The 13,218-nt window shown below is 74.4% G+C and carries 11 protein-coding genes and 1 pseudogene; 10 read left to right on the top strand and 2 right to left on the bottom strand.

Annotation, left to right across the window (positions count from 1 at the left end):
- The first annotated feature begins 56 nt into the window (after positions 1–56).
- The 10 genes and pseudogenes from ACV530_RS09785 to ACV530_RS09830 form a co-directional block, all read left to right on the top strand.
- Positions 57–812, top strand: a complete 756-nt coding sequence (locus ACV530_RS09785; protein ID WP_494331922.1) for an SDR family oxidoreductase — start codon at positions 57–59, stop codon at positions 810–812.
- Positions 809–1,693: an SDR family oxidoreductase gene (locus ACV530_RS09790; protein ID WP_494331923.1), complete on the top strand. Its 885-nt coding sequence runs from the start codon at positions 809–811 to the stop codon at positions 1,691–1,693. The genes ACV530_RS09785 and ACV530_RS09790 overlap by 4 nt, the downstream gene beginning before the upstream one ends.
- 73 nt (positions 1,694–1,766) lie before the next feature.
- Positions 1,767–2,213, top strand: a complete 447-nt coding sequence (locus ACV530_RS09795) for a nitroreductase family deazaflavin-dependent oxidoreductase (RefSeq protein ID WP_494331924.1) — start codon at positions 1,767–1,769, stop codon at positions 2,211–2,213.
- A 92-nt stretch (positions 2,214–2,305) separates the two neighbouring features.
- Positions 2,306–3,274, top strand: a complete 969-nt coding sequence (locus ACV530_RS09800) for a hypothetical protein (protein WP_494331925.1) — start codon at positions 2,306–2,308, stop codon at positions 3,272–3,274.
- Positions 3,275–3,370: 96 nt separating this feature from the next.
- Positions 3,371–4,381, top strand: a complete 1,011-nt coding sequence (locus ACV530_RS09805) for a peptidase (RefSeq protein WP_494331926.1) — start codon at positions 3,371–3,373, stop codon at positions 4,379–4,381.
- On the top strand, positions 4,378–5,625 hold the full coding sequence (locus ACV530_RS09810; protein WP_494331927.1) for an aspartate aminotransferase family protein: 1,248 nt from the start codon (positions 4,378–4,380) through the stop codon (positions 5,623–5,625). The genes ACV530_RS09805 and ACV530_RS09810 overlap by 4 nt, the downstream gene beginning before the upstream one ends.
- Positions 5,622–6,878, top strand: a complete 1,257-nt coding sequence (locus tag ACV530_RS09815; RefSeq protein WP_494331928.1) for a glutamate-5-semialdehyde dehydrogenase — start codon at positions 5,622–5,624, stop codon at positions 6,876–6,878. Before ACV530_RS09810 ends, ACV530_RS09815 begins: the two co-directional genes overlap by 4 nt.
- Positions 6,875–7,699 (top strand): hydroxyethylthiazole kinase, encoded by an 825-nt coding sequence (gene thiM, locus ACV530_RS09820; RefSeq protein ID WP_494331929.1) that lies wholly within the window; start codon positions 6,875–6,877, stop codon positions 7,697–7,699. The genes ACV530_RS09815 and thiM overlap by 4 nt, the downstream gene beginning before the upstream one ends.
- Entirely contained in the window at positions 7,696–8,301 is a 606-nt protein-coding gene (locus ACV530_RS09825; protein ID WP_494331930.1) for an HD domain-containing protein, read from the top strand. Before thiM ends, ACV530_RS09825 begins: the two co-directional genes overlap by 4 nt.
- Positions 8,302–8,777: 476 nt before the next feature.
- Positions 8,778–9,161 (top strand): annotated as a pseudogene (locus tag ACV530_RS09830) (ATP-grasp domain-containing protein); the annotation flags it as partial.
- A 438-nt stretch (positions 9,162–9,599) separates the two neighbouring features.
- Here the strand turns inward: ACV530_RS09830 and ACV530_RS09835 are convergent.
- Positions 9,600–10,454: an ABC transporter permease gene (locus tag ACV530_RS09835; RefSeq protein WP_494331931.1), complete on the bottom strand. Its 855-nt coding sequence runs from the start codon at positions 10,452–10,454 to the stop codon at positions 9,600–9,602.
- Positions 10,451–13,165 carry an alpha/beta fold hydrolase gene (locus ACV530_RS09840; protein WP_494331932.1) on the bottom strand — a complete coding sequence of 905 codons (2,715 nt, stop codon included), beginning with the start codon at positions 13,163–13,165 and terminating at the stop codon, positions 10,451–10,453. The genes ACV530_RS09835 and ACV530_RS09840 overlap by 4 nt, the downstream gene beginning before the upstream one ends.
- Positions 13,166–13,218 lie beyond the last annotated feature (53 nt).

Here is a 13,218-nt window from a genome sequence, read left to right on the forward strand (position 1 = left end):
TTAGGTGAACTGGTGCGACGGTAGCAGTGAACCGGCCGTCGCGGGAGGGCGGCGAGATGGACGGACGGGTCGTTGTCGTCACCGGTGGCACCCGCGGCGTCGGCGCGGGCATCGCCCGGGCGTTCACGCGGGCGGGCGCGCACGTCGTCGTCTGTGCCCGCCACCCGCCGGACGAGCCGTCAGCCGCCCGCTTCCTGCCCGTGGACCTGCGTCAACCCGACCTGATCCACGGCCTGTTCGACCGGATCGCGGACGAGTACGGGCGGCTGGACGTCCTGGTCAACAACGCCGGCGGCACACCCTGGCGGCCGCTGGACGACGCGCCTGCCGAGCGCCACGCCCGCGTCCTGGAGCTCAACCTCACGGCACCGCTCACCGCCTCGCTCGCCGCCCACCGCATCATGCGCGGCCAACAGGGCGGCGGCTCCATCGTGATGACCGGCAGCGTCAGCGGCACCCGCCCCTCGCCCGGCACCGCCGCCTACGGGGCCGCCAAGGCGGGGCTCGAGCACCTCGCGCGCACGATGGCCGTCGAATGGGCCCCGCACATCCGCGTCAACACGCTCGTCCTCGGCATGGTGCGCACCGAGTCCGCGCACCTGCACTACGGCGACGCGGACGGCCTCGCCGCCGTCGCCCGCACCGTGCCGCTCGGCCGCCTCGCCGAGCCGGACGAGGCCGGCGAGGCCGCGGTCTTCCTCGCCTCGGACCACGCCGCCTACATCACCGGGGCGAGCCTGCTCGTCCACGGCGGCGGGGAGCGGCCCGCCTTCCTGTCCGCAGCCAACGTGCCCGGGAGGTACGAGAGTTGACTGGAATCTGCACCGGCCGTGTGGCCGCCGTCACCGGCGCCGGGCGCGGCCTCGGCCGGGCCCACGCGCTCGCCCTCGCCGCCGAGGGCGCCCGGGTCGTCGTCAACGACCTCGACGCGGACCCCGCCCGGCGGGCCGCCGAGGAGATAGGGGAGCGCGGCGGCGACGCCGTGGCGCACTGCGGCGACATTGCCGATGCGGCGGGTGCCGCCTCTCTCGTCGCCACCGCCCTGCGGACCTACGGCCGGCTGGACACCCTGGTCAACAACGCCGGCTGCCTGCGCGACCGGATGCTCGTCAACCTCACCGAGGACGACTGGGACGCCGTCGTCCGCGTCCACCTCAAGGGCCACTTCCTCACGCTCCGGCACGCCGCCGCATACTGGCGCGCCGAGGCCAAGGCGGGCCGCGCCCCGGACGCGCGCGTCATCAACACCACGTCCGGAGCAGGGCTGTTCGGCAGCGTCGGCCAGGCCGCCTACGCCACGGCGAAGGCCGGTATCGTCGCCCTCACCCTGGTCGCCGCCGCCGAACTGGCCCGCTACGGCATCCAGGTCAACGCCGTCGCCCCGGCCGCGCGCACCAGGATGACCGAGCACACCTTCGCCGCGGCCATGGCCGCCCCGCAGGACGGCACCTTCGACGCCATGGCCCCGGAGAACGTCTCCCCGCTCGTCGTCTGGCTCGGCTCCGCCGCCTCCGAGGGCGTCACGGGCCAGGTCTTCGGCGCCGAGGGCGGGCGCATCACCGTGCTGGAGGGCTGGCACCCCGGCCCCGTCACGGACAAGGGCGACCGCTGGACCCCGGCCGGGGCGGGGGAGGCCGTACGCCGCCTGCTCACCGAGGCCCGCGTGGCCCGGCCCGTCCATGGGACGCAGTAGACGATCTTGCCTGGACGACAGTGGTGCGGCAGGGTCGTGCAGAAATACGAGGCTATGACGACGGAGGAATGACATGCCGCTCGAAGGCGAGTACGAGCCGAGTCCGACACCGTGGGTGCGCGAACAGGTCGAACAGTACGAGGGGTCCGGGGGCACCGAGGGCACGACGCTGCGGGGGATGCCCGTCATCATCCTCACGACCCGGGGTGCGAAGAGCGGAAGGATCCGCAAGTCCCCGCTCATGCGGGTGGAGCACGAGGGCAGCTACGCGGCCGTCGCGTCCTTGGGCGGCGCGCCCAAGCACCCGGTCTGGTACCACAACCTCGTGGCCGACCCCCGGGCCGAGCTCCAGGACGGGCCGGTGCGCCGGGACATGACGGCCCGTGAGGTCACCGGGGAGGAGAAGGCCCTCTGGTGGGCGCGGGCCGTCCAGGCGTTTCCCGACTACGCCGACTACCAGGAGAAGACCGACCGCGTGATCCCGGTCTTCGTCCTGGAACCCGCGCCCGGCGAGCACTGAGCACGGCCGCTCCGGCTGTTTGGAACCGGCCCGCACGTGGCAACGAACGCACGTGTGGGCCGTGTTGCACCGTTCCCGGAGAGGTGGCTGAATTGTCGATCGGCACGGACGAGCGCACCTGGGCATTCCGACTTGTCGGCCCGGGGACCCTGCGGGAATCCAGCGAGCAGCGCGCGGAACGCATTTCGCCCGGCGGTATCGAGGTCGGTTTCCTGGCGGCCGGAATCTGCGGCAGCGACATGCCGAAATTCATGGCGGGACCGTCCGGCGGCCGCTCGCTCTCGGGATTTCCGCTGCACGAATGCGTCGGCGTGGTCACCCGGGCGGCCGAGGACGCCTCCCTGGAGGGGCGGCACGTGATCGCCGTACCGTCCGAGGACCGCGGGCTGCGCGGCCACTTCACCGTCGAGGTGGGGCGGTACCGCATGCTCGACCGCCGCTGGACCGAGCGCCGCGAGCTGGCCGTCGCCACCCTCGTCCAGCCCCTGGCCACGGTGCTGTTCGGGGCCGACCGGTGCGACGAGATGCGCGGACGCACCGTCGTCGTGGTCGGGTGCGGGCCGGTAGGGCTGCTGCACGGGCTGGTGGCGCGCGACCGCGGGGCGCGCACCGTGCTCGGGGTGGATCCGCGCGTCGTCACGGACGATGCCGCCGCCTTCGGGTTCGACGCCATCGCCCGCGACGCCGACGACCTCGGCCCGGACTGCGCCGACCTGTGCGTCGAGGCGGTGGGGCACCAGGAACGCACCCTGTCCACCGCGGTGCGGCTGTGCCGCGCGGACGGCGAGATCCTCGCCTTCGGGGTGCCCTCGCAGCCCTGGTACCGGCTGCCGTTCGAGGAGCTGTTCCGCAAGCGCCTGACGCTGCGCACCGCGGTGACCCCGCCGTGGGCGCCGTACCTGCGGCGCGCCGAGGCGTTCGCGCTGGGCCACCGCGACGCCCTCGCGGCGGTGGTCTCGCACGTGCTGCCCGTGCAGGAGGCGCAGCGCGCCTACACGCTCATGGCGAGCGGCGAGCCCTACCGCCGCAAGGTGGTGCTGGCGGCCCCGGACATCCGCTGACATCCGCTGAATTCCGGGGACGAGTTGCGGTGATCCGGCCCGCTGTTATGGTCGAATCCATGTGTCTCAGGCCTCCCCGAGAGGTGGTGGGTGCGAATGAATACGACGACACCCGGTGCCGAGATATTGAAGCAATTGGGTTTCGCGGCACATGACGACCACGGAATGGCGGCCTCGCCCGCCACCTTCGAGGACGGCGCGGATTTCCGCGTGGAAATCCCCGTCATCAACAGCCTTGCCACACTGGCCGGTGTGTTCCGCCGGGCCCGTCGCCGCGGCATCGTCGTCAACCGGGCGACCGAGACGCTGGGGCTGTTCCGGCACACCCGCCAGGAGGTGAAGGACTGCCTGGCCCTCGCCCACGACGAGGGTGCCGCGATGTTCTTCTCCGTCGGCCCGCGCGCGACCTACGACACCAGCCCGACCCGGCTCACACCGCAGGGCGGCTTCATCGGCTACCGGCTGCGCGGCATGGACCAGGTGCGCAACGCACTCGACGACGTCCTGCGCGGAATCGAGCTGGGCTGCCGCAACTTCGTCGTCTACGACGAGGGCCTGCTGCACGTCCTGGCCCGGGCCCGCACCCACCGGCGCATACCCGCCGAGGTGCGCTTCAAGGCCTCGGCGCACCTCGGATACGCCAACGCCGCCAGCGTGCAGCTGCTGGCGGGGCTGGGGGCCGACAGCGTCAACCCGGTACGGGACCTCCCGCTGGCCGCGATGGCGACCATCCGGCAGTCGGTGCACGTACCGCTGGACCTGCACACCGACAACCCCCCGGCCTCCGGCGGGTTCATCCGCACCTACGAGGTCCCCGACATCGTCCGGGTCGCCCGGCCCGTGCACCTGAAATCGGGCAACTCCTCCCTGGCCGCCCACGGCGTGGTCACCGACGGCGTGGACGGCGAACGCATGGCCGACCAGGCCGCCATCGTGCTCGAGACCGTGGAGCGCTTCGCCCCCGAGATGCGGCAGAGCCCGCCCGGCACGGCGGCGGGCGCACCGCCGCCGCCCGACGGCCTGAACGTCGAAGGCGACGGCCCGCTGGCCGCGGCGGTCAAGGCCCGCGACGACGCGCTCGGCTCGATCGCGGACGGTCACTCGTGACCGCCGCCCCGACGGTGGCCGGCGTCCGCGCCGACGTGCTCGTCCCGACCCTGCTCGCCGAGCCGGCCGTGGTGCGCGGCAAGGGCTCCTGGGTGGAGTGCGCCGACGGACGCCGCTACCTCGACGCCGTCGCCGGGCCCGGGGTGCACGCCCTGGGCCACGGCCACCCGCGGGTACTGGAGGCGATCGAGCGCCAGAGCCGCCTCCTGGTGCACTCCAGCTTCCAGCTCAACGAGCCCGTGCTCGCCCTCGCCGAGCGGCTCCTGGAACTCGCCGGGCCCTCGTTCCGCAGGGTGTTCTTCGCCAACAGCGGCGGCGAGGCCGTCGAGGCGGCGGTCAAGGTGGCGAAGAAGTACGCCTGCCGCAAAGGCCGTTACGGCAACTCCCTGGTGGCACTGGAGGACGGCTACCACGGCCGCTCCGGCATCGCCCTGGCCCTGACCGGAATGAGCATCTACAAACGCGGCCTGCCCGGCTTCAGCCTCTACCCGGGCATCGTGCACCTGCCCGTACCCGCCGACGGCGAGGACTGCGATGGCCTGGTCCGGACCCTCGACGCACGGCTCCAGGACGACCTGGTCGCCGTGATCGCCGAACCGGTCCTGGGCGTGGGCGGGGCCGTGCCCCTGCCCGACGCGTTCCTGCGCGCGCTGCGCCGCCTGTGCGACGAGCGCGGAGCACTGCTGGTCTTCGACGAGGTCTTCACCGGATTCGGCCGCACCGGCGGCATGTTCGCCCACCACCGCACCGGTGTGGTCCCCGACATCCTGGTGGTCGGCAAGGCGCTGGGGGCCGGGCTGCCCGTCGGGGCGATGCTGGCCGGGGAGGACGTGGGCACCTGCTGGGAGCCCGTGGACCACTCCACCACCTTCGGCGGCAACGTGGCCCTGACGGCCGCCGTCGGCCTGGCGGTCGCCGACGAGATCGACGAGGCCGGGCTGCCCCGCGCCGCCGAGGCGGCCGGCCTGCGGCTGCTGGACGCCCTGACCCGGGCGGCGGCCGGCCGGGAGGCGGTCGTCACCGACGTCCGCGGGCGCGGACTGCTCATCGGCATCGAGTTCACGGTGCCCGAGCGGGCACGGGCCTTCATGGCGGCGCTGCGCACCGCCGGTGTGCTGAGCTCCGCCGGGGGCCAGCGGCGCACCGTCGTCCGCCTGACCCCGCCGCTCAACCTCACCGTCGCCGAGACGGACCTGCTGTGCGACGCCGCCTGTGCGGCGCTGCGGGAGGTGAGCGGCGGATGACCGCGACGCTCCGTGCCCTGGCGACGCCCCGCGAACAGGTGCGGCGGGCACGGTACGCCGCACGCACCGCGGCGCGGCTGGACGCCGCGGCGAAGCAGCGGCTGCTGCACCGGATCGCCGACACCGTCGCCGCACAGGCCCCCGCCCTCCGTGCCGCCAACGCCGCCGAGATACGGGCGGCTTCGGAACACGCCTCCCGGGCGGCCCTCGGCGCCGCCCGGCTCGCCCGGATCACCGACGGCATCCGCGAACTCGCCGACCGGCCGGACCCCGTCGGCGAGATCCACGACCTCGGCCCCCGGCCCAACGGGCTGCGGGTCGGCCGGATGCGCGTCCCCCTCGGAGTCGTCGCGGCCGTGTACGAGGCCCGCCCCGAGATCACCCTCGAGACGGCCGCCATGGCAGTCAAGAGCGGCAACGCCATCCTGCTGCGCGGCGGCTCGGAATGCGGCCGCACCAACCGCGCCCTCGCCCGGCTCGTACGCGGCTGCCTCGCCGCCGAGGGCATCGACGCCGACGTCGTCCAGTACCTGCGCGACGAACGCCGGGAAGCCGTCTGGCAGTTGCTCACCGGCCCCGAACCGCTGGACCTGGTCCTGGCCCGCGGCGGCGACGACTTCGTCGCGGAGGTGCGCCGCCGCTGCCCGTACCCCGTCCTCGCCTCCGGGGCGGGCAACTGCCACATCTTCGTCGACGCCGGCGCCGACCGGGACATGGCCACCAGGATCGTGCTCAACGCCAAGCTCTCCGCCCCCGTGATGTGCAACGCCGTGGAGACGGTACTGGTCCATCAGGCGCTCGCCGACGCCTATCTGCCCGTGCTCGTACGGGAGTTGGCGGCCGCAGGGGTGGAGGTGCGCGGCTGCCCGGGCGTACGGGCCGCCGACCCGTCCGTCACCGCCGCCACGGACCGGGACTGGGCGACCGAATACCTCGGCCCCACGCTCGCCCTGCGCGTCGTGCCCGGCCTCACGGAGGCGATCGAGCACATCGGGACGTACGGAACCGGGCACTCCGAAGCGATTGTGACGCAGTGTCAGGAAAACGCGCTGCGCTTCCAGCGCGAGGTCGACGCCGCCGCGGTCTACGTCAACGCCTCGACGCGGTTCACCTACGGCTACGAATTCGGGCTCGGCCCCATGCTCGGCATCTCCACCCAGAAGCTGCACGCCCGGGGACCGGTGGACGTCACCGGCCTGACCTCGCAGAAGTACGTCATCACCGGGTCGGGACAGGTCAGGGAGACGCCATGACCCGCCCGGCCCGCCCCGACGACACCCTGCTGCCGGACGCGCTGACCCGCATCCGCGACCGCGGCCCGCTGGTGCACGTCATCACCAACCTGGTGTCGATGGCCGCCTGCGCCCAGGCCCTGAAGTCGCTGGGCGCGAGCACCTTCTTCGCCCACGACGCGGACGAGGCCGTCGAGGCCGCCCTGGGAGCCGACGCGGTGGTGCTCAACATCGGAACGTCCGTGCCGGGCGCGGACGCCACCGTGCTCGCGGTCGCACGCGCCTGCCGCACGGCCACCATCCCCGTGGTCCTGGACCCCGTCGGCGTGCTCGCCACCGCCCACCGCCGTACCGTGGTGCGCTCCCTCGTCGGCACCGGCGCGGTCACCGTGGTGTCGGGCAACGCCGCCGAACTCGCCTTCCTGGCAGGCGTCGAGGCCACCGCGCGGGGCGCCGACTCGGTCGCCGTGGCCCTGCCGCCCCCCGAGGTGGCCCGCCGGGCGGCGGCCGCCACAGGCGCCGTGGCCGCCCTGTCCGGGGCGACCGACCACATCGCCTGCGACGGCCGCCTCGTGACGGTCGAGGGCGGCGCCCCGGTGATGGGACAGGTGGTGGGCACCGGCAGCGCACGCTCCGCGGTGCTCGGCGCGTTCCTCGCGGTGGCCCCGCCCACGCCGCCGGACGTCCTCGCGGCCGTGGTGACGGGCGTACGCGCGTACGGCCTGGCGGGGGAGCGGGCCGCCGCCCGCGCGCCGGGGCCGGGACACTTCCTGCCCGCGTTCCACGACGCCCTCGCGGCCCTGACCGACGCGGACATCACCAGGGAGGAGGCATCGCCATGACCTGGCAGACCCTGATGCCCGAACTGGAGCGCATCAACGACTCCGTCCTGCGCAAGAGCACGGTCGGCGTCCTCGCCGAGGCCGCCCGCCGCGGCGGCTGGGACGACCCCGCACAGCTGCCCTACACCGAGGAGACCGCCTCGGGCGGCCCCCCGGTCGTCCGGCCCGGCGTGTCCCTGGTGCAGCACCTGCGCCTGGTGGCCGCGGCGGCCGGAGACATGGCCGAGCGGTGCAACGAGATGGTCGGGGCCCGCGTCGATGTCAACCGGGTGGTCGCCGGCGCCCTCCTCCACGACGTCGGCCTGTTCGCACTGCTCCGCCCCACGCCCCAAGGGCCCGTGCTGCGCGGCCCGTTGCTGCTCCGCCACCCCTTCGTGGGCGCGCGGCTCGCCGCCGAGATGGGCCTCGACGACCTGGTGGTGCACATCATCGCCACCCACTCCGTGGAGGGCGAGTCCACGGTGCGCACCCCCGAATCGGCCCTGGTGCACTGGGCGGACTGGGCCACGTACGACGTGATGCGCGACGCCCTGTTCCCCGAGGCGCCGCAGGAACGGGCCTTCTACTACACGCCCGCCGCCCGGCCGGAGCTCCTGTCATGAGGGCCCTCGTCGTCCACGACCACGGCGGGCCGCCGGCCGCGTACCTGCTGCCGCCCTGGCAGGCCCGCGCCCGGGTCGCCGTGTACGTACCGCGCCCCGAACGGCTGGAGCCCGCCGACCGGGCCCTGTTCGACCACCTCGGCATCCCCGTGCTCACCGACACTGTGCTCACCGAAAGCCTGGCCGGGGACGCCGATGCCCGGGTCGCCGCCGCGGCCCGGGCCTGGGGGGCCGACGCCGTCACCACCGCCAGCGAGCCCTGGTCGGTGCCCGTGGCCCAGGCGGCCGAACGGCTCGGCCTGCGGGGAGCCGGTGCGGCCGGCGCGGAGCGGGCCCGCGACAAGCTGCGGATGCGCGACGCGCTGCACATCGCCGGGTTCCGTACGCCCCGCTACCGTGCGGTGACGGACGCGGCCGACGTCGCCGACGCCTTCGCGGACCTCGACGGCCCGCTGCTGCTCAAGCCCCGGTGCGGCATGTCGGCCGCGGGCATCCTGCGGATCGACCACCCGCGCGACGCCGCGGCGGCGTTCCGCGCGGCCCGGTCGTCCCTCGACGGCTTCGGCGCCCTGACCGGACACCAGCAGAGCTTCCTGGCCGAGGAGTTGCTCGTCGGCGACGCCGCGCAGTGGTACCCGTGCACGGGGCTGAGCGACCAGGTCTGTGTCGAAGGGCTCGTGTGCGAGGGCGAGTTCGTCCCCGTCGCGATCACGGACGTCACCCCCAAGGTGCCGCCGTTCACCCAGAGCGGGCACATCTCCCCGACGTCCCTGCCCGAAGCGGAACAGCACCGGGTGGTGGCCGCCGCGTGCCGCGTCGTCGAAGCCCTCGGCCTGTCCACCTGCGCGGTGCACGTGGAGCTGAAACTGATGGCCGACGGCTCCTGCGCCGTCATCGAGACCGCCGCCCGCTTCCCCGGCCGGACGGTCCTGCGGCAGTGCGACCACGCCTACGGCACCGACCTCGGCGGCGCACTGGCCGACGCCCTGCTCGGCGGACGGGCCACCGCCCGCCCCCTGGCCCCGGGCCACCTCTGCCCCCGGGCGGCGGCCACCGTGCACCTCTACCCGAGCGAATACCTGCGGCAGCGCGGCGGTACGGGCGGTCCGGCCCCCGCCTACGCGGGCCTGGAACCGATCGCCGGCCTGCTCGGCTCCCTCGTGCGCGTCGCCGGGCTCCGCGAACGCCCGGACGGCTGGCCGGTGTCCGACCGCGGGCACGAACAGTCCCACTGGGTGGCCCAGATCTATCTGGAGAGCGACTCCCTGCCCGCGCTGCGGACCGCGGTCGGGCGGCCGTCAGGACACGACGTCCTTCGCCCGGAAGTGCCGGAAGGCGAGGGCGAACAGCACCAGCGCGTAGGACACCGACACGGCCGTCCCCTTGACCATGCCGCCCCACTCCAGCTGCGGCTGGAGCGCGTCCAGCCAGGAGTACTGCCAGTGCGCGGGCAGCACTTCGCGCCAGTGCCCCAGCGCGGTGACCGCCTCCAGGACGTTGCCGACGATCGTCAGCCCCATCGCCCCGCCCACGGCACCGAGCGGCGCGTCCGTGACCGTCGACAGCCAGAACGCCAGCGCGGCCGTGACCAGTTGGCCGACGAACACGAACACCACGGCGAGCGCGAGCCGTTCGGCCGCGACCGCCCCCGACAGCGAACCGCCCGTCGGGATCCGCAGCGGGCCCCAGCCGTACGCGACCGTGCCCGCCGCCAGCGCCACCAGCGGCAGCAGCACCATCGCCGCCGCGCTGAACCCCAGCGCCACCGCCAGCTTGCTCAGCAGCAGCCGGGTCCGCGGCACCGGGGCCGCGAGCAGATAGCGCAGCGAGGACCAGCTCGCCTCCGAGGCCACCGCGTCCCCGCAGAACAACGCCACCGGCACCACCAGGACGAAGCCCGCCGAGACGAACAGTGTGGTGGCCGCGAAGTTCGCCCCCGAAGCGGTGGCGGTGTCCATCAGCGACACCCGCCCGTCGCGCGCGCCGCCGTGCCCGCCGATGGCGAACGCGGCGATCAGCACGAACGGGAGGGCGGCCAGGACGGCCCCGACCACGAGCGTGCGCCTGCGCCGCAACTGCCGCGCCGCCTCCACCCGCAGCGGCAGGGTGTGCCGCGCCCGGTAGCCGGGCGCCGCTGCCTGCGCCGTACTCATGCCGAACCTCCGATCAGGGTCAGGAACGCGTCCTCGAGCCGCCGGTGCGGGCCCACGCTCGCCACCGGCACCTCCAACCGGACCAGTTCCACCAGCAGTTCGGGCGCTGTCGCGCCGTCGAGCCGCACCAGCAGCCCCTCGTCGGACCGTACGGCCGACGCCACGCCCGGCAGGGCGGCCACCTTGCCCGCCACGGCCTCGGTGACGCCGCCCTCGACGCCCACGAGCAGGGTGTCGCCCGAGCCGGTGATCTCCGCGACCGGGCCGGCGGACACCAGTCGCCCGCGGTCCATCACGACCAGGTGCGTACAGCTCTGCTCGACCTCGGCCAGCAGATGGCTGGAGACGATCACGGTGCGGCCGGCCGCCGCGTAGCGGATCATCACCTCGCGCATCTCCCGGATCTGGGGCGGGTCGAGACCGTTCGTCGGCTCGTCCAGGATCAGCAGATCCGGCAGCCCGAGCATGGCCTGCGCGATCGCCAGCCGCTGCCGCATGCCCTGCGAGTACGTGCGCACCGCACGCTCCAGCGCGGAGCCGAGCCCGGCGATCTCCAGGGCCTCCTCCGCATGCGCGTCCTCGGCCGGACGGCCCGTGGCCCGCCAGTACAGCTCCAGATTGGCCCGCCCCGACAGATGCGGCAGGAAACCCGCGCCCTCCACGAACGCCCCCACCCGCGACAGCACGGGCGCACCCGGGCGGATCGCATGCCCGAACACACGGACCTCGCCGCCGTCGGGGCGGATGAGGCCCATGAGCATGCGCAGGGTCGTGGTCTTGCCCGCGCCGTTGGGCCCCAGGAGCCCGAGCACCTGGCCGCGTTCGACACGGAAGGAGAGATCCCGGACCGCATACCGGTCGGCGGACTTGGCATAGCGCTTGGTCAAGTCCGTGATCTGCAGCGGCACATCGGCGAGCGCCGGGTCGGGCGCGGGCACGGCCGTACGCCGGCGTCCGGTCAGCAGCACGGCCGCCGCGACGGCCACGCCGGCGAGCGGCAGGCCCCACGTCCACCACGGCAGCGGGTCCGCGTCCGCCCGTACCTCCGGCGCGGTCGGCACGCTCAGCCCGCCGCCCGCCAGGGAGACGGTGTACGTGGCCGGCTGCGCCGGGGAGGCGTGGGCGAGGTCGGTGGAGGAGAGCACGAGCCGCATCCGGTGCCCGGCCTCGAAGGTGTGGTCGACGGCGGGCAGCCGCAGCTCGACCTCCCGGCCGTCCTTCGCATCGCTCACCCGCACCGGCGTGACGAGCTGCCCCGGCAACTGCTGCTTCCCGTCGGGGCCCACGTCGTAGACCTTGGCGAACAGCACGGCCTCGCCGGTGTCCGAGGCGACCTTGACCTTGGCGGTCGGCGTACCGGTGACGTGCACGCTCTCCTCGAGCCGGGGCGAGTCGAAGCGCGCGTACTGGCCCGGGAAGTCCATCGCCAGGCCCGTGGCCAGCCCCGGCACCCCGGCCACCGCGCCGAGCCCGGGCACGGCGGACAGCGCGGGCGGGGCCGCGCCCGCCGGGTTGCCGAAGCGCTGCTCGCGGCCCGCCAGCGGCACCGGGCGCAGCCCGTCGCGCAGCCCCGGGTAGCGGTCGCTGCTCGCCCCGCGCAGGAGCGGCGCCCCGGCGGTGGTGTCGATGCCCCCGGTCCGGCTGATCCGGAAGGCGGGGCCGGTGTCCGCGCCCCGGTCGCCCTTGAGGTAGCGGTCGAACCACGCACGGGTGCGCTGCGTGATCCGGTCGCTCTCGCCGACGCCGGTGTCATGACCGCCCGCGATCCAGTCGACGGCCACGGGCGCGCCGTTGCTGCCGATCGCCTTCGCCGCCTCGTCGGACTGGCCGAGCGGGAACAGCGAGTCGCTCTGTCCCTGGACGAGCAGCGCGGGCACCTTGATCCGCCCGGCGACGGCGGACGGACTGCGCCGCTCCAGCAGTTCACGGGCCTGCGCATCCGGCTTCCCGGCGACGGCGACCCGCTCGTACATGTCGCACAGGGCCTTCTCGAAGCGCCCGCAGCCGAAGCCCGAGGCGGCGGGGCCTGAGGAGGAGGGGCCCGCCGTCCCGCCGGTGCCCACCGGGGCGGACGTCGAACCGGTGGTGAAGAAGATCCCGGCCCACAGCTTGGCGAAGACGTCGCCGGGGAAGAGCGCGTCGGCGAGGTTCCAGTACGTGATCTGCGGGGCGATGGCGTCGACCCGCTTGTCGTACCCGGCGGCCAGGAGGGACACGGCACCGCCGTAGGAGGCGCCCGCGACGCCGACCCTGGGGTCGCCCGGCTTGTCGAGCTGCACCTCGGGCCGCTTCGCCAGCCAGTCGATCATCCGGCTGACGTCGGCCACTTCACGGTCCGGGTCGTTGAGCCCGATCCGCCCGCCCGACTTCCCGAAGCCGCGCGCCGACCAGGTCAGCACCGCGTACCCGTCCCGCGCCAGCTCCTCCGCCTCGCCGCGCGTCTCCTCCTTGCTGCCGCCGAAGCCGTGCGCGAGCAGCACGGCGGGCCTGCGGCCCGGGTCGCCGGAAGTGAAGAAGGACGTGTCGATGCGGACAGTGGCCGTGGACCCGGGGCTCTCCGGCACCGTCAGGTACCGGTCCTCGCGGTGCACGGGCGGGTCACCGCCGGTGGCCGCGGCCACCGTCCAGGTGCCCGCCCCGGCGAACACGGCGACGGCGGCCGCGGCGGCGAGCAGCCGCCCGCGCCGCCGTCGGGGGAAGCGCAGTTTCATGCCGAAAGCCTATTCGGCAGCTCTTCCGTTCAGGCGGCGGCCGTGTTCGTGGC

The organism is Streptomyces sp. SX-6 (assembly GCF_059089585.1).